The sequence below is a fragment of the Enterobacter cloacae complex sp. P43RS genome (genome assembly GCF_014930585.1).
In the GTDB taxonomy this organism is placed as follows: Bacteria; Pseudomonadota; Gammaproteobacteria; order Enterobacterales; family Enterobacteriaceae; genus Enterobacter; species Enterobacter bugandensis.
Window position 1 is genome coordinate 106,775 of record NZ_JADBRJ010000004.1, and the last position, 20,350, is coordinate 127,124.

Consider the following 20,350-nt stretch of genomic DNA (forward strand, 5'->3'; position numbering starts at 1 on the left):
CTGCGCGGGTTTTTTTATGCTCGTAGCAAGGCGCCCTAAGACTGACAAGGACCTAACCCATGAGCCAGCAAGTCATTATTTTCGATACTACTTTACGTGACGGTGAACAGGCATTACAGGCAAGCCTGAGTGTAAAAGAGAAACTGCAGATTGCGCTGGCTCTCGAGCGTATGGGCGTCGACGTGATGGAGGTCGGTTTCCCCGTCTCCTCTCCGGGTGATTTTGAATCCGTACAGACTATCGCCCGCACCATTAAAAACAGCCGCGTGTGCGGTCTGGCGCGCTGCGTAGAGAAAGACATCGACGTTGCGGCTGAGTCGCTGAAGGTGGCCGAAGCCTTCCGTATTCATACCTTTATTGCAACCTCACCAATGCACATTGCAACCAAGTTGCGCAGCACGCTGGATGAGGTCATTGAACGCGCGGTATACATGGTTAAGCGCGCACGCAACTACACCGATGACGTTGAATTCTCCTGTGAAGATGCGGGCCGTACGCCGATTGAAGACCTGGCGCGCGTAGTCGAAGCCGCCATCAACGCGGGCGCTAAAACCATAAACATCCCGGACACCGTCGGCTATACCATGCCGTTTGAGTTCTCCAACATCATTACCGGCCTGTATGAGCGCGTACCTAACATTGATAAAGCAATCATCTCAGTACATACCCATGATGATTTGGGCCTGGCCGTAGGCAATGCCATCGCTGCGGTGCACGCGGGTGCACGTCAGGTAGAAGGTGCAATGAACGGTATCGGTGAACGCGCGGGCAACTGTTCACTGGAAGAAGTGATCATGGCGATCAAGGTGCGCAAAGACATCATGAACGTGCACACCCGCATCAATCACAATGAAATCTGGCGCACCAGTCAGACCGTCAGCCAGATTTGCAACATGCCGATCCCGGCTAACAAGGCGATTGTTGGAACCGGCGCTTTCGCCCACTCCTCCGGTATTCACCAGGACGGCGTGCTGAAAAACCGTGAAAACTACGAAATCATGACTCCGGAATCCATCGGCCTGAACCAGGTTCAGCTGAACCTGACCTCCCGTTCCGGTCGTGCGGCAGTGAAACACCGGATGGAAGAGATGGGCTATCAGGACAGCGATTACAACATGGATCAGCTGTACGACGCGTTCCTGAAGCTGGCCGACAAGAAAGGCCAGGTATTCGATTACGACCTGGAAGCGCTGGCCTTCATCAACAAACAGCAGGAAGAGCCAGAGCACTTCCGTCTGGACTATTTCAACGTGCAGTCCGGCTCCAGCGACATCGCTACCGCCTCGGTCAAGCTGGCCTGCGGTGATGAAATCAAAGCGGAAGCCGCCAACGGTAACGGCCCTGTGGATGCCATCTATCAGGCGATCAACCGCGTTACCGAGTACGACGTAGAGCTGGTGAAATACGACCTGACGGCGAAAGGGCACGGTAAAGACGCGCTGGGTCAGGTGGATATCGTCGTCAACTATAATGGCCGCCGTTTCCACGGTGTGGGCCTGGCGACGGATATTGTCGAATCCTCCGCGAAAGCGATGGTGCACGTCCTGAACAACATCTGGCGCGCCGCTGAAGTCGAAAAAGAGTTGCAACGCAAAGCTCAGAATAAAGAGAACAACAAGGAAACCGTGTAATGTCGAAGAACTACCATATTGCTGTGTTGCCGGGTGACGGTATTGGTCCGGAAGTGATGGCACAGGCGCTGAAAGTACTGGAAGCCGTTCGCTCGCGTTTTGCGATGAAAATTACCACCAGCCACTACGACGTGGGCGGTATTGCGATTGATAACCACGGAACGCCATTGCCGAAAGCCACCGTTGAAGGCTGCGAAAATGCCGATGCCGTGCTGTTTGGATCCGTCGGTGGCCCAAAATGGGAACACCTGCCGCCGGCAGAGCAGCCAGAGCGCGGCGCGCTCCTGCCGCTGCGTAAACATTTTAAACTGTTCAGTAACCTGCGTCCGGCTAAGCTGTATCAGGGGCTGGAAGAGTTTTGTCCGCTGCGCGCGGATATCGCGGCCAACGGTTTCGACATCCTGTGCGTGCGTGAGCTGACGGGCGGGATCTACTTCGGTCAGCCAAAAGGTCGCGAAGGCAGCGGTCAGCACGAGAAAGCGTTTGATACCGAGGTGTACCACCGTTTCGAAATTGAACGTATCGCCCATATCGCCTTTGAATCTGCACGCAAGCGCCGCCATAAGGTGACCTCTATTGATAAAGCGAACGTGCTGCAGTCGTCCATTTTGTGGCGCGAGATCGTCAGTGAAGTCGCTAAGCAGTACCCGGACGTTGAGCTGTCGCATATGTACATCGACAACGCGACCATGCAGCTGATTAAGGATCCGTCTCAGTTTGACGTGCTGCTCTGCTCCAACCTGTTCGGAGATATTCTGTCTGACGAGTGCGCGATGATCACCGGCTCTATGGGCATGCTGCCATCCGCCAGCCTGAATGAAGAAGGCTTTGGCCTGTACGAACCGGCGGGCGGTTCCGCACCGGATATCGCAGGCAAGAACATTGCGAACCCGATTGCGCAGATCCTCTCCCTGGCCCTGCTGCTGCGCTACAGCCTCGATGCAGGTGACGCAGCAACCGCAATTGAAAACGCCATTAACCGGGCGTTAGAAGAAGGCATCCGTACCGGTGACTTAGCGCGCGGCACGGCAGCAGTCAGTACTGATGAAATGGGCGACATCATTGCCCGCTATGTCGCTGAAGGGGTGTAATCATGGCCAAGACGTTATATGAAAAATTGTTTGATGCGCACGTTGTCTACGAGGCGCCAAACGAAACCCCGCTGCTGTACATTGACCGCCACCTGGTGCACGAAGTGACCTCTCCACAGGCCTTCGACGGCCTGCGCGCGCACAAGCGTCCGGTGCGCCAGCCGGGTAAAACCTTTGCCACGATGGATCACAACGTCTCCACCCAGACCAAAGACATCAATGCTTCCGGCGAGATGGCGCGCATCCAGATGCAGGAGCTGATCAAGAACTGCAACGAATTTGGCGTGGAGCTGTACGATCTGAACCACCCGTATCAGGGCATCGTCCACGTGATGGGACCTGAGCAGGGTATTACGCTGCCGGGCATGACCATCGTCTGCGGCGACTCCCATACCGCGACCCACGGCGCGTTTGGCGCGCTGGCGTTCGGCATCGGCACATCGGAAGTTGAGCACGTTCTGGCGACGCAGACTCTGAAACAGGGCCGCGCCAAAACCATGAAGATTGAGGTGAAGGGCAAAGCCGCGCCGGGTATCACCGCGAAAGATATCGTGCTGGCGATTATCGGCAAAACCGGCAGCGCAGGCGGTACCGGTCACGTGGTGGAATTCTGCGGTGAAGCCATTCAGGCGCTGAGCATGGAAGGCCGTATGACCCTGTGCAACATGGCGATTGAGATGGGTGCTAAAGCAGGCCTGGTCGCACCGGACGAAACCACCTTCAACTATGTGAAAGGCCGTCTGCACGCGCCGAAAGGTCAGGATTTTGACGACGCGGTCGCATACTGGAAAACCCTGAAAACTGACGACGGTGCCACCTTTGATACCGTTGTCACGCTGCAGGCGGAAGAGATTGCGCCGCAAGTCACCTGGGGTACCAATCCTGGCCAGGTCATCTCCGTCAACGACAGCATTCCTGACCCGGCTTCCTTCGCCGATCCGGTCGAACGCGCCAGTGCGGAAAAAGCGCTGGCCTATATGGGGCTGAAACCCGGCGTACCGCTGACCGATGTGAATATTGATAAGGTGTTCATCGGCTCCTGCACCAACTCCCGTATCGAGGATTTACGCGCGGCGGCAGAGATTGCCAAAGGCCGCAAAGTGGCGCCGGGCGTGCAGGCGCTGGTGGTTCCTGGCTCCGGTCCGGTGAAAGCCCAGGCGGAAGCGGAAGGACTGGATAAGATCTTTATCGAAGCAGGCTTCGAATGGCGTCTGCCGGGCTGCTCAATGTGTCTGGCGATGAACAACGACCGTCTGAATCCGGGCGAGCGCTGCGCCTCCACCAGCAACCGTAATTTTGAAGGCCGTCAGGGCCGGGGTGGACGCACCCACCTGGTCAGCCCGGCAATGGCCGCCGCTGCGGCAGTCACCGGCCATTTCGCCGATATTCGCAGCCTGAAATAAGGAGACAATCATGGCAGAGAAATTTACCCAACATACGGGCCGTGTTGTCCCGCTGGACGCCGCTAACATCGATACGGACGCGATCATTCCGAAGCAGTTTTTGCAGAAAGTGACCCGCACCGGTTTTGGCGCACACCTGTTCAACGACTGGCGTTTTCTGGACGACAAAGGCGAAGTACCAAACCCGGAGTTCGTCCTGAACTTCCCGGAATACAAAGGTGCATCCATTCTTCTGGCGCGGGAAAACTTCGGCTGCGGCTCCTCGCGTGAGCATGCGCCCTGGGCGCTGACCGACTACGGCTTTAAGGTGGTTATCGCCCCGAGCTTCGCGGATATCTTCTACGGCAACAGCTTCAACAACCAGTTACTGCCGGTGACGCTGAGCGACGAGCAGGTCGATGAACTGTTCGCGCTGGTTAAGGCAAATCCAGGGATGGCGTTTGAGGTGGATCTGGAAGCGGAAGTGGTAAAAGCCGGGGATAAGACCTACAGCTTCAGCATTGATGCCTTCCGTCGCCACTGCATGTTGAACGGTCTGGACAGCATTGGCCTGACGCTCCAGCACGAGGACGCCATCTCAGCGTACGAGAAAAAACAGCCTGCGTTTATGGGCTAAAGGCAATGGCCCGCAGGGCGCGGGCCATTGATAAGGGTGCGTTGAGGCTCAACCACTCTGGAGAGGCGGGGACACTTCCCCCGCCAATACCGCTAACGTTTCGCTTCGTAAGCCAACACTGCCGCCAGCTCTGTTTTCTCCTGTCTGAAGTGCAACTCACACAGCGAATCACGCACCATCCAGGTGAAGATCAATAGCGTCGTACAGATCAGAAACAAACCTAACAGCAGAGTACGTTTTGGCATTCCAGCCTCCTTATTGCTTTTCGGCAATGAAGAGACTAACCTCGCAATGTTGGTTGTGAAGTTGGTCTCCCCATCAGTTTTTTGATGTGGGACTCTCCACTGTTTGCCTCTTGCGAAAGCCTGAGGCAAACAGCCTCAAGCACCCGTCACGCACTCTATGCGCCTTCTCTGTATCTGTCAGAAAATCGTTTCATTTCGTGAAGCCGCCTTCCAGAATCAAACATCCTTGACCCGGCAGGTCAGCCCAAGCGTTACCACCGAAATCGCCGCAATCATCCAGTAAACCGAGGCATGACCATAACTTTGCGCCAGCGCGCCCTGAATCACTCCCGCCAGAATAACGCCCGTCGAAATACTGTTGGTAAAAAGCGTAGTCGCAGAGCCGGCGCGGCCGGGCATGAGATCCTGGAACCAGAGCATGCCGATCCCGGCAACGATGCCAATGAACACGGCATTAAACAGCTGCAGCGCCAGCAACGCTTCACGCGAATGGAAAAGGAGCAGCCCCGCGTAGAACAGCACCCCAGCCGCCACGGCAACGATCATCATCCGACGCTTTCCGAAGCGCTTAACGTAATACCCCGCCAGAATCATCGCCGGAATTTCCAGCCCGGCGGCGGTCCCCATTAAGATCCCCGCAAGCTTGTCCGGTAGGCCTAGATCGCTGCTGATCCACAGCGGCATATCAATAATGTACATGGTGTTGCAGGTCCACATCAGCGTGGAGGCGATAAACAGCATCCGCACGTTTTTATCCTGCCAGCCGCTCACCTGAGTAATGGGCTTATCCGTCGTCTGCTCAACCCGGGCGACAGACGGCAGCGCAAAGGCAATCAGAGCCAGACTGATAATAAAAATGCCTGCCGCGATAGAAAACATGACCGTAAAGCCATAGTTCAGCGCCAGCATGAAGGCCAGCGGCGGGCCGATGACCCACGCCAGCGAGAGCTGTGCGCGCATCACCGAGCTGAACATCACCACCTCTCGCGCCGAGCTGTCGGCGTATTCACGGGCCAGCGCGAAGAGCTGCGGCATGGCGGTGTTCGCCAGAGAGGCCAGCAGCACGCCGCAGGTGATGAGCGTCAGGTAATGACGGTTAAAGGCAAAAAGCAGCGCGTTGCCCACGGCCATGGCGCAGCAAAAGAGGATCAGCCTGCGGCGATCGCCCTGGCTGTCAGATCGTTTCGCCAGACCCAGGCTAACGAGGATCCCGGCAATCGCGTTAACGGTATAAAACAGGCCTACCCAAAACGGCTGCGCCCCCACCTCGCGGCTGAGAAACAGGCTCAGCGTCGGTGCCTGTAGCGCACCGGCCACGCCCATCATGAAGGCCACCAGCATAAAAGCAGCGTACACGCCATTCAGGCGGCGCCCCATCGTCATCAACCACAGCATGCGCAAGTCCTTGTGAAAGCGAATCGAAATTGGGTGAAAGAATAAACGAAAAAAGCCAGCAAAAACATTTTGCTGGCGGGTGATAAACACCAATACTCAGTCACACATGATCGAGGCGAGTTAGCGAGAAGAGGTCGGTTTCGTAACGTCCCACTGCATCAGATCTTCCAGGATTCTCAGCCGTTGCTCTGCACACTGGCGGGCCAGCCAGGACACTCCCTTTGTCGCTGAAAAGTACTGCTGATAAAACTGACGTGCGGTAGACCTCTTCATAATTTACCTCCTCACTTCATCGGGAAGCATTATTGGCTTAATATAGGGATTAATAAATTGCTGATTTTTTGTCAGGAGTTCCTCTTTTATGCCATCCGGTCGACTGCAACAACAATTCATCCGCCTGTGGCAGTGCTGCGAGGGACAATCGCAGGAGACCACGCTTAACGAGCTGGCAGAACTCCTCAACTGCTCTCGCCGCCATATGCGCACGTTACTCAACACTATGCAGCAGCAGGGCTGGCTAAGCTGGGAGGCCGAGGCGGGACGCGGCAAGCGCTCACGCTTGACCTTCCTGTATACCGGCCTGGCGTTGCAGCAGCAGCGGGCGGAGGACTTGCTGGAGCAGGACCGCATCGATCAGCTGGTCCAGCTGGTGGGCGACAAAGCCGCCGTGCGCCAGATGCTGGTCTCGCACCTGGGACGCAGCTTTCGCCAGGGACGCCACATTCTGCGGGTGCTTTACTACCGCCCAATGAAAAACCTGTTGCCCGGCACGGCATTGCGACGTTCTGAAACCCACATGGCCCGGCAGATATTCAGCGGTCTGACGAAAATAAATGAGGAAAACGGGGAACTGGAAGCGGATATCGCGCACCACTGGCAGCAGCTTTCCCCTCTGCACTGGCGTTTCTTTTTACGCCCGGGCATTCACTTCCACCATGGCCGCGAGCTGGAGATGCGTGACGTTATCGCCTCTTTAGAGCGCGCCCGCACGCTGCCGCTCTATTCGCATATCACGCGGATCCACTCCCCAACGGCCTGGACGCTGGATATTGAGCTGTCCCAGCCAGACAACTGGCTGCCGTGGCTTCTGGGCTACGTGCCCTCGATGATCCTGCCTGCCGAGTGGCGATCCCTGAACAATTTTTCCAGCCAGCCGATCGGTACAGGCCCCTACTCCGTTACGCGCAATAACAGCAATCAGCTGAAGATCCGCGCCTTTGATGACTATTTCGGCTATCGGGCACTGATCGACGAAGTGAACGTCTGGGTGTTACCGGACCTCAACGAAGAGCTGAGCGCAGGCCTCACCCTGGAGGGGCCCACAACCAGCGAAAAGGCGTTCGAGAGTCGCCTGGAGGAGGGCTGCTACTATCTTCTTTTTGACAGCCGCAGCCACCGCGGAGCAAACCACGACGTCCGCAAGTGGATCAGCCATATTCTGGCCCCGGCTAACCTGATTTATCACGCTGAAGAGCAATACCAGACCTGGTGGTTTCCGGCCTATGGCCTGCTTCCGCGCTGGCACCATGCTCAGCCGGTGCGCAGTGAAAAACCCGCCGGGCTGGAAACCATCACCCTCAGCTACTATCGCGATCACATTGAGCACCGGTTTATCGCGAGGATCATGAGCAAGCTGCTCGCGGCCGAAGGCGTGACGCTGGCGATACAGGAAGTCGATTATGATGAATGGCACCGGGGGGATGTCGTCAGCGATATCTGGCTCAACAGCGCCAACTTTACGCTGCCGCTGGATTTCTCGCTATTTTCACACCTGTATGAAGTGCCTCTCATTCAGCACTGCATCAGCCGGGACTGGCAGCAGGACGCCGCGAAGTGGCGGGCAGGAGAGATGGATCTGGCCGCGTGGTGCCAGGAGCTGTTGGCCGGGCAGACGATCGTACCGTTGATCCACCACTGGCTGCTGATCCAGGGACAGCGCAGCATGCGCGGCCTGCGGATGAATACCCTGGGCTGGTTTGATTTTAAATCCGCCTGGTTTGCGCCCCCGGAGCCATAACGCTTTCGTAATATTCACCAAATCATTACAATAGCGCCGTTCTCAACGGGGTGCTGCATCACAGATGTGCGCTGAGATAATACCCGTCGAACCTGATCCGGATAACGCCGGCGAAGGGATTTGAGGCTGTTTCTCAAAATCCTTTGCCACTCAACCCTGAGGTGCAAAGTGTTAAAAAACGTTCTTCCTCTGCTGGCGCTGGTTGCGCTGCCTGTTTTTGCTAAGCCTGTTCTGACGGTCTATACCTACGACTCTTTCTCCGCCGACTGGGGCCCCGGCCCGGTGGTTAAAAAAGCCTTTGAAGCCGACTGCAACTGCGAGCTGAAGTTCGTGGCGCTGGAAGATGGCGTGTCGCTGCTTAACCGCCTGCGCATGGAAGGGAAAAACAGCAAGGCCGACGTGGTGCTCGGGCTGGATAACAACCTGCTGGAAGCCGCCACGCAAACCAGACTGTTTGCCAAAAGCGGCGTAGCGGCAGATGCCGTCAACGTGCCGGGCGGCTGGAAAAACGACACCTTCGTTCCCTTCGATTACGGCTACTTTGCGTTCGTATACGATAAAAACAAGCTGAAGAACCCGCCGAAGAGCCTGAAAGAGCTGGTCGAAAGCGATCAGAAGTGGCGCGTGATTTATGAAGATCCGCGCACCAGCACGCCGGGCCTGGGGCTGCTGCTGTGGATGCAGAAAGTCTACGGCGACAAAACGCCGGAGGCGTGGCAGAAGCTGGCTGCGAAAACCGTTACGGTCACTAAAGGCTGGAGCGAAGCCTACGGCCTGTTCCTGAAAGGCGAAAGCGATCTGGTGCTGAGCTACACCACCTCTCCGGCCTATCATATTATTGCCGAGAAGAAAGACAACTACGCGGCTGCGAATTTCGCTGAAGGTCACTACCTGCAGGTTGAAGTGGCTGCCCGCACGGCCGCCAGCAAACAGCCGGAACTGGCCGAAAAATTCCTGAAATTTATGGTCTCCCCGGCATTCCAGAACGCCATTCCGACGGGCAACTGGATGTACCCGGTTACCGACGCGGCGCTGCCGGCAGGCTTTGAGCAGTTGAACAAACCGCAGACCGCGCTGGAATTTACGCCGCAGCAGGTTGCCGCTCAGCGTGCCGCATGGATAAGCGAATGGCAACGCGCCGTCAGCCGCTGATCCCCGGCTGGTTAGTTCCCGGACTGATTGCCGCCATACTGATGGTGGTCGTCAGTCTGGGAGCGTTTCTGGCGCTGTGGTTTAACGCGCCAGAGAGCGATCTGCTCGCGCTCTGGCACGATAGCTATCTCTGGCACGTTATCCGTTTCTCCTTCTGGCAGGCGTTTCTTTCCGCGCTGCTGTCAGTCATCCCGGCCATTTTCCTTGCGCGCGCCCTCTATCGCAGACGTTTCCCCGGCAGGCTGGCACTGCTGCGCCTGTGCGCCATGACGCTGATCCTGCCCGTGCTGGTGGCCGTCTTTGGCATCCTGAGCGTATACGGTCGCCAGGGCTGGCTGGCCTCCCTCTTCGCGTCTTTAGGCCTGGAATGGACCTTCTCTCCCTACGGGCTGAAGGGCATCCTGCTGGCACACATTTTCTTCAATATGCCGATGGCGACGCGCCTCTTTTTGCAGGCGCTGGAGAACATACCCGGCGAGCAGCGCCAGATTGCGGCCCAGCTCGGCATGCGCGGATGGTCATTCTTCCGCTTTGTCGAATGGCCGTGGCTGCGACGTCAGATTGCCCCGGTGGCCGCGCTGATCTTTATGCTCTGTTTCGCCAGCTTTGCGACCGTGCTTTCTCTCGGCGGCGGCCCGCAGGCCACCACCATTGAGCTGGCGATCTATCAGGCATTAAGTTACGACTACGATCCGGGGCGCGCCGCGTTGCTGGCGATCGTACAGATGGTGTGCTGCCTGGCGCTGGTGTTACTCAGCCAGCGGCTGAGCAAAGCGATCCCCGCAGGAAGCAATAATCTTTCTGGCTGGCGCGATCCGCAGGACAGCCTGCACAGCCGCATCTCGGACGTGATGCTGATCGCGCTGGCGCTCCTGCTTCTGCTGCCGCCGCTGCTGGCCGTGATCGCCGATGGCCTCAACAGGAATGTGGTATCGGTACTTCAACAGCCGGTCCTGTGGCAATCCACATGGACCTCATTGCGTATCGCGCTGGCAGCCGGGCTAATCTGCGTGACGCTGACCATGATGCTGCTCTGGAGCAGCCGCGAGCTGTACGCGCGACATGCCCGTAAAGCCGGACACGCGCTGGAACTGACGGGCATGCTGATCCTGGCGATGCCGGGCATTGTGCTGGCGACCGGCTTCTTTTTACTGTTTAACAGCACCATCGGCCTGCCGGAAAGCGCCGACGGCATCGTCATTTTTACCAACGCCTTAATGGCCATACCGTACGCGCTGAAGGTACTGGAAAACCCGATGCGGGATGTTAACAGCCGGTACAGCGCCCTGTGTCAGTCCCTTGGCATTATGGGCTGGCGGCGGCTGAAAGTGGTCGAACTACGCGCCCTGAAGCGGCCGCTCGCCCAGGCGATGGCCTTCGCCTGCGTGCTGTCAATTGGGGATTTTGGCGTGGTGGCCCTCTTTGGCAACGAGGATTTCCGCACGCTGCCTTTCTGGCTTTATCAGCAAATTGGCTCCTACCGCAGCCAGGACGGTGCCGTCACGGCGCTGCTCCTGTTACTGCTGTGCTTTGCCTTATTTACCGTTATCGAAAAACTTCCGGGGCGTGATGTTAAAACTGACTGATGTAACCTGGCTTTACCAGCACCTGCCGATGCGTTTTACCCTCTCCGTTCGTCAGGGAGAGCGAATTGCGGTGCTTGGCCCAAGCGGGGCCGGTAAAAGTACCCTGCTCAATTTGATTGCCGGTTTTTTGCAGCCTGTCAGCGGGTCGATATTCATAGATAATGGCGAGTATACCTACGCTCCGCCGTCTAAGCGCCCGGTGTCGATGCTGTTTCAGGAAAACAATCTGTTTAATCACCTTACGGTGTGGCAGAACATCGCGCTGGGAATCGATCCGGGGTTAAAACTCAATGCTGCGCAGCGTCAGAAGCTGGAGGCGATTGCCGAACAAATGGGCCTGTCCGCGTTGATTTCCAGACTGCCCGGTGAGCTTTCCGGCGGCCAGCGTCAGCGCGTGGCGTTGGCACGTTGTCTGGTGCGCGAGCAGCCGCTGCTGCTGCTCGATGAACCCTTCTCGGCACTCGACCCGGCCCTGCGCCAGGAGATGCTCTCGCTGGTGGAAGAGGTTTGCCAGCGCCAGCAGATCACGATGCTGATGGTTTCGCACAGCATTGAAGATGCCGCACGCATTGCGCCGCGATCGGTAGTGATCGCGGAGGGACGGATTTTGTGGGATGGAGAAACACAAGAACTTCTGAGTGGTAACGCGGAGGCGTCTTCATTGTTAGGCATTCGTGCGGTCTGACGCCCTCACCCTGGCCCTCTCCCACGGGGAGAGGGAAAACACCTTAACGGCTCACCACCTTCAGCAGGATCTCGCCGTACACCGGCATCAGCGGGTGACGAATCAGCGCGACCAGCGCCACCACCGCCACGCCCAGCGTCAGCGGGGCCAGCCAGAGCAGGCGCGCGCGCGGGAGATAGCGCGTCAGGCGATCGACGCTGGCTTTCGCGCTGCGCCATAGCCGCCAGCAGAGCCAGGCCGCCAGCCACAGCAGTACCGCCGTTCCCAGCAGCAGCCACTTGAACTCACCGCTTTGCATACCGTCAGGGATATCAATGGCCGCACCCGCGAGGATCCCCGGCAGGAAGTAAAACGGCGGCCAGAATACGCAGCCGATAATGTTCGGCACCACGAATTTTGCGACGGGCAGATCCAGCATCCCCGCCACCATCGGCACCAGCGGACGCGTTGGCCCGACAAAGCGGCCTACCAGAATGGTGAACATGCTGTGCTGGTGCAGCGCATGTTCGGTTTTATCCAGCAGCGCTTTGTTCTTTTTCATGAACGACCAGCGGTGCAGCGGCTTCTTAAAGCGCCAGCCCAGCCAGAAGGAGATCCAGTCCCCCAGCAGGCAGCCGATAATCCCGGCCAGCCACGCCTGCCAGAAATTGACCTCACCGCTGCCAATAAGCGCCCCAAGCCCCGCCATCATCACGGTGCCGGGCAGGATCAGCCCAACCAGCGCCAGCGATTCCAGAAACGCCACCAGCGCCACGGCGATGAGCGAGTACATAACGGACTGGGTAATAAAGTGTTCCAGCAATGCCTGCATAACTATTCCGGTCAGAAAACGAATCAGCGATTCTGCTTAGCGCCCCGCACCGCGTCAAGGCATCAATTGTCTGAATAGTTTACAGGATGCTCCTGAAGTTCACCTGAATGTTTACCGTTTATTCACATCCCGCGCGGAATTCACTGGGACTGGCGCCGGTGCACTTCTTAAACACTCGAGAGAAATAGAGCTGATCTTCAAAGCCCACGTTGCGTCCGACGGTCGCGATAGGCATCCGGGTGGTGCTGAGCAACAGCTTTGCCTGGCTGATGCGCTGATCCTCACGCCAGCTCAGCACGCTCACGCCAAGCTGCTGGCGGAACAGGTGTGACAGGCGGGACGGCGAAAGACAGACGTGCTGGGCAACGCTGGCGATATCAAACTGGCTGTCGGCCAGATGGTCGCTGATGTACTGGCAGGCGTCGCGGACGCGGTTATCCAGCGGCGGGTTAAGCGACTCGTTGATCGCCTCCATGCGGCGCAGCAGCACCTGCTCAAGCAGGTTGATCGCCAGCAGTTCGGCATAGCGCCCGCCCGCCTGCCCCGCCTCAATAATTTGTGCGAACAGTTCACGAAACTGCGCCAGATGCGCCTCATCCGGACGATAAAAACCCGTTTGCGCGAAAATAGCCGGCCATGAGAGCCACTCCTGCCAGTAGGCGCGCGGACGGAAATAGACCCACTGGTGATACCACTCTTTGGCGTCCGGGTGACGCCCGTAGTGGTGGATCTCCCCCGGCGGGAACAGCAGCATATCGCCCGGGCGGCAAACAAACTGCCGATCGCCGTTTTTGATCACCCCTTCCCCGCGTACGGTCAGGTTCAGAATATACCCTTTCATGCCGAGCGGCCGGTCGACGTAAAAATCGAGATACCCCTCGGCCTCAATTGGCGTCAGCCCCGCCACCAGATGGGCGTTAAATGAGTATCCCGGCAGCAGGGGATCGTTTTGCGGTTCGGCCATAGATTCAGTTCTCCCAAGGGTCCTGAAGGAAACCATTTGTCCATATCGTTAAAAGCAGTATAAAAATGGCCTGCGAAAAGATCCAAAAAGCATCACGCCTCTTTTACGTCCGCCATGTTTCAGCCTTTTCCCCTGATTTTTCTGCCGGCACGGGCAGAGAAGCAGTAACAAAAGTGTCTATAAGTGCGGCAGAAATGTCCACATTGAATATTTGCACGGCGTCACACTTTCCGTCGTAACAGCAATTTAGTCCATAAGATTAGCGGATCCTGCCTGACGATTTTTATCCCCAGTCTCTAATGTTCTTCCATACCTGTTTCGGATGGAGCAACACCATGGCAATTGCAATTGGCCTCGATTTTGGCAGCGACTCGGTTCGCGCGCTGGCAGTGGACTGTACGACTGGCCAGGAGATAGCAACCAGCGTTGAGTGGTATCCGCGCTGGCAAGAGGGGCGCTACTGCGATGCGCCAAACAACCAGTTCCGTCACCACCCGCGCGATTACATTGAATCGATGGAAGCGGCGATCAAAACCGTGCTGGCTGAACTGACTGACGCCCAGCGGGCCGACGTCGTGGGGATTGGCGTCGACAGCACCGGTTCAACGCCAGCCCCGGTGGACGCTGAAGGCCGCGTGCTGGCGCTGCGCCCGGAGTTTGCCGACAACCCGAACGCCATGTTCGTGCTTTGGAAAGACCATACCGCCGTGGAAGAGGCGGAAGCCATCACCCGCTTATGCCATCAGCCGGGCAAAACCGACTACTCGCGCTACATCGGCGGCATCTACTCCAGCGAATGGTTCTGGGCCAAAATCCTGCACGTTACCCGCGCGGACGCTTCGGTCGCCCAGGCCGCGGCATCATGGATTGAGCTGTGCGACTGGGTGCCAGCCCTGCTCTCCGGCACCACTCGCCCGCAGGATATCCGCCGCGGCCGCTGCAGCGCCGGGCATAAATCCCTGTGGCATGAAGGCTGGGGCGGTCTTCCTCCGGCTGCGTTCTTCGATGAACTTGACCCGATCATCAACAAAAACCTGAAATACCCGCTCTTTACCGACACCTTCACCGCCGATATTCCGGTCGGCACGCTCTGCGAAGAGTGGGCGACGCGTCTCGGCCTGCCGCAAAGCGTGACCATTTCCGGCGGCGCGTTCGACTGCCACATGGGTGCCGTGGGCGCGGGTGCGCAGCCTAACACGCTGGTGAAAGTGATTGGCACCTCCACCTGCGACATTCTGACGGCAGATAAAGCCAGCGTCGGCGACCGCGCGGTGAAAGGGATCTGCGGCCAGGTTGACGGCAGCGTGGTGCCAGATTTTATCGGCCTCGAAGCGGGGCAGTCCGCGTTTGGCGATATCTACGCCTGGTTTGGCCGGGTGCTCGGCTGGCCGCTGGATCAGCTGGCTGCCGCGCATCCTGAACTGAAAACGCAGATTACCGCGAGCAAAAAACAGCTCCTGCCGCAGCTCACCGAAGCCTGGGCAAAAAATCCGTCTCTCGACCACCTGCCGGTGGTGCTGGACTGGTTTAACGGTCGCCGCACGCCGTTTGCCAACCAGCGCCTGAAGGGGGTGATTACCGATCTCAACCTGGCGACCGATGCCCCGGCGCTGTTCGGCGGTCTGATTGCCGCCACCGCGTTCGGCGCGCGCGCCATTATGGAGTGCTTCACCGAACAGGGCATCGACGTGAACAACGTGATGGCGCTGGGCGGTATCGCCCGTAAAAACCCGGTGATTATGCAGGCCTGCTGCGACGTGCTGAACCGTCCGCTGCAGATTGTGGCCTCCGATCAGTGCTGCGCGCTGGGCGCCGCGATTTTCGCTGCCGTGGCCGCAGGCGTTCATGCGGATATCCCGACCGCGCAGCAGCACATGGCAAGCGCCGTCGAAAACACGCTCCAGCCGCGTGTCCAGCAGGCACAACGCTTTGAACAGCTTTATCAGCGCTACCAGCAATGGGCAAAAAGCGCCGAGCTTCACTATCTCCCTGTCGCCGCCCCGGCCAAAAGCACCGCGGACACTACGGCAACCCTGACCCATTAAGGACACGATGATGACCATTTTTAATAATTATGAAGTGTGGTTTGTGATTGGCAGCCAGCATCTGTACGGACCGGAAGCGCTACAGCAGGTAACGAAACACGCGGAGCACGTGGTTAACGCGCTGAACGCGGAAGCCAAACTGCCGTGCAAACTGGTGCTGAAGCCGCTGGGTACGACGCCGGACGAAATCACCAATATCTGCCGTGACGCCAACTACGACGACAAATGCGCCGGCCTGGTCGTGTGGCTGCACACCTTCTCACCGGCCAAAATGTGGATCAACGGCCTGGCAATCCTCAACAAACCGCTGCTGCAGTTCCACACTCAGTTCAATGCCTCCCTGCCGTGGGACAGCATCGACATGGACTTCATGAACCTGAACCAGACCGCGCACGGCGGCCGCGAGTTCGGCTTCATCGGCGCGCGCATGCGCCAGCAGCACGCTGTGGTCACCGGCCACTGGCAGGACGGCAAGGCGCAACAGCGTATCGGCTCCTGGATGCGTCAGGCGGTCTCTAAGCAGGATACCCGCCACCTGAAAGTGGTGCGTTTCGGCGACAACATGCGTGAAGTGGCGGTGACCGACGGCGATAAAGTGGCCGCGCAGATCAAGTTCGGCTTCTCCGTGAATACCTGGGCGGTGGGCGACCTGGTGCAGGTGGTGAATGACATCAGCGACGGCGACGTGAGCGCGCTGGTGGACGAGTACGAAAGCAGCTACCGCCTGACGCCTGCGGCGCAAGTTAACGGCGACAAGCGCCAGAACGTGCTGGATGCAGCGCGCATTGAGCTGGGCATGAAGCGTTTTCTGGAACAGGGCGGCTTCCATGCCTTTACCACTACATTTGAAGACCTGCACGGCCTGAAACAGCTGCCGGGTCTGGCCGTACAACGTCTGATGCAGCAGGGCTACGGCTTTGCGGGTGAAGGCGACTGGAAAACTGCCGCTCTGCTTCGCATCATGAAGGTGATGTCGACCGGTCTGCAGGGCGGCACCTCCTTTATGGAGGACTACACCTACCACTTCGAGAACGGCAACGATCTGGTGCTCGGCTCGCACATGCTGGAAGTGTGTCCCTCTATCGCGGTTGAAGATAAACCGATCCTTGACGTGCAGTATCTCGGCATTGGCGGCAAAGCGGATCCGGCCCGTCTTATCTTCAACACCCGTACCGGTCCGGCCATCAACGCCAGCCTGATCGACCTCGGCGACCGCTTCCGCCTGCTGGTGAACTGCGTCGATGCGGTTGAAACCCCGCACTCACTGCCGAAGCTGCCGGTCGCCAATGCCCTGTGGAAAGCGCAGCCGGACCTGCCAACCGCGTCAGAGGCGTGGATCCTGGCGGGTGGCGCGCACCACACCGTCTTCAGCCACGCGCTGGACCTGAACGATATGCGCCAGTTTGCCGAGCTGCACGATATCGAGCTGACCGTGATTGATAACGACACCCGTCTGCCAGCCTTTAAAGACGCGCTGCGCTGGAACGAAGTCTATTACGGTTCAAAACGCTAAGTACGTAATGCCCGGTGGCGCTGCGCTCGCCGGGCAGGGAGACAACGATGTTAGAAGATCTCAAACGTCAGGTACTTGAAGCCAACCTGGCGCTGCCAAAACATAACCTGGTGACCCTGACCTGGGGCAACGTCAGCGCCGTTGACCGGGAAAAAGGGGTATTCGTGATCAAGCCTTCGGGCGTGGATTACACGGTGATGACCGCAGAGGATATGGTCGTGGTCAGCATCGAAACGGGTGAAGTGGTGGAAGGTAACAAAAAGCCGTCGTCCGATACGCCCACCCACCGTCTGCTGTATCAGTCCTTCCCGACTATCGGCGGCATCGTGCATACCCATTCGCGTCACGCGACCATCTGGGCGCAGGCGGGCCAGTCCATTCCGGCCACCGGCACCACCCACGCGGACTACTTTTACGGCACCATTCCCTGCACGCGTCTGATGACCGATGCGGAGATTAACGGTGAGTACGAATGGGAAACCGGGAACGTGATCGTCGAAACCTTTGAAAAACAGGGGATCGACGCGGCGCAAATGCCCGGCGTACTGGTGCATTCTCACGGCCCGTTTGCCTGGGGTAAAAACGCGCAAGACGCGGTGCATAACGCAATAGTGCTGGAGGAAATCGCCTATATGGGGATCTTCTGCCGCCAGCTGGCACCGCAGTTGCCGGATATGCAGCAAACCCTGCTGGATAAACACTACCTGCGCAAGCACGGCGCGAAGGCCTATTACGGACAATAAACTGTATATATCCCCAGCATAAAACATTCAACCAGGCTATAATCAGGCCTGGTTTTGTTTTGTGGGATAGAGGCGTGGCACAGGCGCAAGAAGGCTTTTTACTGACCCGACACTGGCGGGATACCCCTCAGGGCACCGAGGTTGCGTTCTGGCTGGCGACGGATAACGGCCCGCTGCACGTTACCCTGCCGCCTCAGGAGTCCGTGGCGTTTATCCCTGAAGGCCACGTCGAGAAGGTAAAGCAGCTGCTGCGCGGTGAAAACGGCTGGCGTCTCACGCCTCTTGAGCTAAAAGATTTCCATCGTCAGCCGGTGTATGGCCTTTACTGCCGCGCCCATCGCCAGCTGATGCGCTACGAAAAACTGCTGCGCGAAGCGGGCGTGACGCTCTACGAAGCGGACATTCGTCCGCCGGAACGCTTTCTGATGGAGCGGTTTATTACCGCCCCCGTCTGGGTTGACGGCGCTGAGCAAAACGGCACCCTTATCAACGCTCGCCTGAAGCCTAATCCGCATTATCGCCCCCCGCTAAAGTGGGTTTCCCTGGATATCGAAACCACCCGCCACGGCGAACTGTACTGCATCGGCCTGGAAGGCTGCGGGCAGCGGGTTGTCTATATGCTCGGACCGCCGAACGGCGATGCGTCCGCGCTCGATTTTCAGCTTGAGTACGTCAACAGCCGACCGCAGCTGCTGGAGAAGCTTAACCAGTGGTTTGCCGAGCACGACCCGGACGTGCTGATCGGCTGGAACGTGGTGCAGTTTGACCTGCGCGTGCTGCAAAAACACGCAGAGCGGTATCGCATCCCACTGATGCTCGGGCGCGGAAATACGGAGCTGGAGTGGCGCGAGCACGGCTTTAAGAACGGTGTGTTCTTTGCGCAGGCCAACGGCCGCCTGATTATCGACGGCATCGAGGCGCTGAAATCCGCGTTCTGGAATTTCTCCTCCTTCTCTCTGGAAGCGGTAGCGCAGGAATTGCTCGGTGAAGGCAAATCCATCGACAATCCGTGGGACCGCATGGACGAGATTGACCGGCGCTTCAACGAAGACAAACCGGCGCTCGCCACCTATAACCTGAAAGACTGCGAGCTGGTGACGCAGATATTCCACAAAACCGAGATCATGCCGTTCCTGCTGGAGCGCGCGACGGTAAATGGCCTCGCGGCTGACAGGCACGGCGGCTCGGTAGCCGCTTTTAGCCACCTCTATTTCCCACGAATGCACCGTGCGGGCTATGTTGCGCCCAACCTCGGGGACGTACCGCCGCAGGCCAGCCCCGGCGGCTACGTGATGGACTCCCGCCCAGGACTGTATGACTCGGTTCTGGTGCTGGACTACAAAAGCCTCTACCCGTCAATTATCCGCACTTTCCTTATTGACCCGGTGGGGCTGGTGGAGGGGATGGCGCAGCCAGACGACGCGCACAGCACCGAAGGTTTTCTCGGGGCACGCTTCTCGCGCGAAAAACACTGTCTGCCGGAGATTGTGGGGAACATCTGGCACGGCCGCGACGAGGCGAAACGTCATGGCAACAAGCCGCTCTCGCAGGCCCTGAAAATTATTATGAACGCTTTCTACGGCGTGCTGGGTACCAGCGCCTGCCGCTTCTTCGATCCGCGTCTGGCGTCGTCCATCACCATGCGCGGACACGACATCATGCGTCAGACCAAAGCGCTGATTGAATCCCGGGGCTATGACGTTATCTACGGCGACACGGATTCAACCTTTGTGTGGCTTAAGGGCGCACATTCAGAAGACGACGCCTCACGAATCGGCAAAGAACTGGTGGCCTTCGTAAACGACTGGTGGCAGGAACATTTGCAAAAAGAGCGGTTAACCAGCGCATTAGAACTGGAATTTGAAACCCATTTTGCCCGCTTTTTAATGCCCACCATCCGCGGTACTGACCAGGGCAGCAAGAAGCGCTACGCCGGGCTGATCCAGGAGGGTGAAAAGCAGAGAATGGTCTTTAAAGGCCTCGAGACGGTGCGCACTGACTGGACGCCGCTGGCCCAGCAGTTCCAGCAGACGCTCTATCTGCGGATCTTCCGCAACGAGCCCTATCAGGACTACATCCGCGAAACCATCGCCAGCCTGATGGCCGGCGAGCTGGATGACCAGCTGGTGTATCGCAAGCGCCTGCGCCGCCCGCTGGCGGAGTACCAGCGCAACGTCCCGCCCCACGTGCGCGCCGCGCGCCTGGCGGACGAAGAGAATGTACGCCGGGGCCGCGCGCCGCAGTATCAGAACCGGGGGACGATAAAATACGTCTGGACAACGAACGGGCCGGAGCCCGTTGATTACCAGCAGTCGTCTCTCGATTACGATCACTACCTGACCCGCCAGCTTCAGCCGGTTGCGGAGGGAATTTTACCGTTCATCGACGACGATTTTGCTACACTTGTGACAGGGCAACTTGGCCTATTTTGACGCGTGACGAAATGGCTGCCA

The 20,350-nt window shown here is 58.2% G+C and carries 17 protein-coding genes and 1 riboswitch; of the genes, 12 read left to right on the plus strand and 5 right to left on the minus strand.

Annotated features, from left to right (window positions below):
* Window positions 1–59 precede the first annotated feature (59 nt).
* Genes leuA through leuD form a run of 4 tightly spaced genes read left to right on the plus strand, consistent with a single transcriptional unit; the run spans window position 60 to window position 4,741 of the window.
* Window positions 60–1,631, plus strand: coding sequence for a 2-isopropylmalate synthase (gene leuA, locus IM294_RS09775; RefSeq protein WP_028015499.1), 1,572 nt, complete (start codon window positions 60–62; stop codon window positions 1,629–1,631).
* Complete coding sequence (leuB, locus tag IM294_RS09780) at window positions 1,631–2,722, plus strand: 3-isopropylmalate dehydrogenase (protein ID WP_126817848.1); 1,092 nt, start codon at window positions 1,631–1,633, stop codon at window positions 2,720–2,722. The genes leuA and leuB overlap by 1 nt, the downstream gene beginning before the upstream one ends.
* Window positions 2,723–2,724: 2 nt before the next feature.
* Complete coding sequence (gene leuC, locus IM294_RS09785; RefSeq protein ID WP_028015498.1) at window positions 2,725–4,125, plus strand: 3-isopropylmalate dehydratase large subunit; 1,401 nt, start codon at window positions 2,725–2,727, stop codon at window positions 4,123–4,125.
* A gap of 10 nt (window positions 4,126–4,135) precedes the next feature.
* Window positions 4,136–4,741 (plus strand): 3-isopropylmalate dehydratase small subunit, encoded by a 606-nt coding sequence (leuD, locus tag IM294_RS09790; RefSeq protein WP_049137735.1) that lies wholly within the window; start codon window positions 4,136–4,138, stop codon window positions 4,739–4,741.
* A gap of 92 nt (window positions 4,742–4,833) precedes the next feature.
* Here leuD and IM294_RS09795 read toward each other — a convergent pair whose 3' ends face one another.
* The 3 genes from IM294_RS09795 to sgrT all read right to left on the minus strand — a co-directional run bounded on the left by IM294_RS09795 (window position 4,834) and on the right by sgrT (window position 6,654).
* Complete coding sequence (locus IM294_RS09795) at window positions 4,834–4,986, minus strand: Hok/Gef family protein (RefSeq protein WP_010427008.1); 153 nt, start codon at window positions 4,984–4,986, stop codon at window positions 4,834–4,836.
* A 216-nt stretch (window positions 4,987–5,202) separates the two neighbouring features.
* The gene (locus IM294_RS09800; protein ID WP_028015496.1) at window positions 5,203–6,381 is read right to left on the minus strand and encodes a sugar efflux transporter; all 1,179 of its coding nucleotides are present in this window, start codon (window positions 6,379–6,381) and stop codon (window positions 5,203–5,205) included.
* Between the two features lie 120 nt (window positions 6,382–6,501).
* Complete coding sequence (gene sgrT / locus IM294_RS09805) at window positions 6,502–6,654, minus strand: glucose uptake inhibitor SgrT (protein WP_045631150.1); 153 nt, start codon at window positions 6,652–6,654, stop codon at window positions 6,502–6,504.
* An 88-nt stretch (window positions 6,655–6,742) separates the two neighbouring features.
* Between sgrT and sgrR the strand changes: the two genes are divergently transcribed.
* The 4 genes from sgrR to thiQ all read left to right on the plus strand — a co-directional run bounded on the left by sgrR (window position 6,743) and on the right by thiQ (window position 11,821).
* Window positions 6,743–8,398, plus strand: a complete 1,656-nt coding sequence (sgrR, locus tag IM294_RS09810) for an HTH-type transcriptional regulator SgrR (protein WP_048957875.1) — start codon at window positions 6,743–6,745, stop codon at window positions 8,396–8,398.
* Between the two features lie 36 nt (window positions 8,399–8,434).
* Window positions 8,435–8,535: riboswitch (TPP riboswitch) on the plus strand.
* Between the two features lie 31 nt (window positions 8,536–8,566).
* Window positions 8,567–9,550 (plus strand): thiamine ABC transporter substrate binding subunit, encoded by a 984-nt coding sequence (gene thiB / locus IM294_RS09815; RefSeq protein ID WP_048960671.1) that lies wholly within the window; start codon window positions 8,567–8,569, stop codon window positions 9,548–9,550.
* The gene (thiP, locus tag IM294_RS09820) at window positions 9,526–11,136 is read left to right on the plus strand and encodes a thiamine/thiamine pyrophosphate ABC transporter permease ThiP (protein ID WP_126817850.1); all 1,611 of its coding nucleotides are present in this window, start codon (window positions 9,526–9,528) and stop codon (window positions 11,134–11,136) included. Before thiB ends, thiP begins: the two co-directional genes overlap by 25 nt.
* The gene (gene thiQ / locus IM294_RS09825; RefSeq protein WP_069733558.1) at window positions 11,120–11,821 is read left to right on the plus strand and encodes a thiamine ABC transporter ATP-binding protein ThiQ; all 702 of its coding nucleotides are present in this window, start codon (window positions 11,120–11,122) and stop codon (window positions 11,819–11,821) included. Before thiP ends, thiQ begins: the two co-directional genes overlap by 17 nt.
* Window positions 11,822–11,864: 43 nt before the next feature.
* On the opposite strand, the gene IM294_RS09830 is transcribed toward thiQ, so the two are convergent.
* Both IM294_RS09830 and araC read right to left on the minus strand, forming a co-directional pair.
* Complete coding sequence (locus tag IM294_RS09830; protein WP_045259445.1) at window positions 11,865–12,632, minus strand: DedA family protein; 768 nt, start codon at window positions 12,630–12,632, stop codon at window positions 11,865–11,867.
* A 118-nt stretch (window positions 12,633–12,750) separates the two neighbouring features.
* The gene (gene araC / locus IM294_RS09835) at window positions 12,751–13,596 is read right to left on the minus strand and encodes an arabinose operon transcriptional regulator AraC (protein ID WP_028015490.1); all 846 of its coding nucleotides are present in this window, start codon (window positions 13,594–13,596) and stop codon (window positions 12,751–12,753) included.
* A 335-nt stretch (window positions 13,597–13,931) separates the two neighbouring features.
* Here araC and araB point away from each other — a divergent pair, with 335 nt between their 5' ends.
* From araB to polB, 4 genes are all read left to right on the plus strand, one after another.
* Complete coding sequence (gene araB, locus IM294_RS09840) at window positions 13,932–15,641, plus strand: ribulokinase (protein ID WP_126817852.1); 1,710 nt, start codon at window positions 13,932–13,934, stop codon at window positions 15,639–15,641.
* A 10-nt stretch (window positions 15,642–15,651) separates the two neighbouring features.
* Window positions 15,652–17,154: an L-arabinose isomerase gene (gene araA / locus IM294_RS09845; protein ID WP_126817986.1), complete on the plus strand. Its 1,503-nt coding sequence runs from the start codon at window positions 15,652–15,654 to the stop codon at window positions 17,152–17,154.
* A gap of 47 nt (window positions 17,155–17,201) precedes the next feature.
* Window positions 17,202–17,897 carry an L-ribulose-5-phosphate 4-epimerase gene (gene araD, locus IM294_RS09850; RefSeq protein WP_028015487.1) on the plus strand — a complete coding sequence of 232 codons (696 nt, stop codon included), beginning with the start codon at window positions 17,202–17,204 and terminating at the stop codon, window positions 17,895–17,897.
* A gap of 74 nt (window positions 17,898–17,971) precedes the next feature.
* Entirely contained in the window at window positions 17,972–20,329 is a 2,358-nt protein-coding gene (polB, locus tag IM294_RS09855) for a DNA polymerase II (protein WP_126817854.1), read from the plus strand.
* Window positions 20,330–20,350: the final 21 nt, after the last annotated feature.

Bases quoted from the DNA above. Each gene is read 5' to 3' on its own strand.
- leuC (WP_028015498.1), top strand. From the start codon at position 2,725: ATGGCCAAGACGTTATATGAAAAATTGTTTGATGCGCACGTTGTCTAC.
- sgrT (WP_045631150.1), bottom strand. From the start codon at position 6,654: ATGAAGAGGTCTACCGCACGTCAGTTTTATCAGCAGTACTTTTCAGCG.
- IM294_RS09800 (WP_028015496.1), bottom strand. From the start codon at position 6,381: ATGCTGTGGTTGATGACGATGGGGCGCCGCCTGAATGGCGTGTACGCT.
- leuB (WP_126817848.1), top strand. From the start codon at position 1,631: ATGTCGAAGAACTACCATATTGCTGTGTTGCCGGGTGACGGTATTGGT.
- araD (WP_028015487.1), top strand. From the start codon at position 17,202: ATGTTAGAAGATCTCAAACGTCAGGTACTTGAAGCCAACCTGGCGCTG.
- araC (WP_028015490.1), bottom strand. From the start codon at position 13,596: ATGGCCGAACCGCAAAACGATCCCCTGCTGCCGGGATACTCATTTAAC.
- araB (WP_126817852.1), top strand. From the start codon at position 13,932: ATGGCAATTGCAATTGGCCTCGATTTTGGCAGCGACTCGGTTCGCGCG.
- thiQ (WP_069733558.1), top strand. From the start codon at position 11,120: ATGTTAAAACTGACTGATGTAACCTGGCTTTACCAGCACCTGCCGATG.
- thiP (WP_126817850.1), top strand. From the start codon at position 9,526: ATGGCAACGCGCCGTCAGCCGCTGATCCCCGGCTGGTTAGTTCCCGGA.
- araA (WP_126817986.1), top strand. From the start codon at position 15,652: ATGACCATTTTTAATAATTATGAAGTGTGGTTTGTGATTGGCAGCCAG.
- IM294_RS09830 (WP_045259445.1), bottom strand. From the start codon at position 12,632: ATGCAGGCATTGCTGGAACACTTTATTACCCAGTCCGTTATGTACTCG.
- leuD (WP_049137735.1), top strand. From the start codon at position 4,136: ATGGCAGAGAAATTTACCCAACATACGGGCCGTGTTGTCCCGCTGGAC.
- leuA (WP_028015499.1), top strand. From the start codon at position 60: ATGAGCCAGCAAGTCATTATTTTCGATACTACTTTACGTGACGGTGAA.
- sgrR (WP_048957875.1), top strand. From the start codon at position 6,743: ATGCCATCCGGTCGACTGCAACAACAATTCATCCGCCTGTGGCAGTGC.
- IM294_RS09795 (WP_010427008.1), bottom strand. From the start codon at position 4,986: ATGCCAAAACGTACTCTGCTGTTAGGTTTGTTTCTGATCTGTACGACG.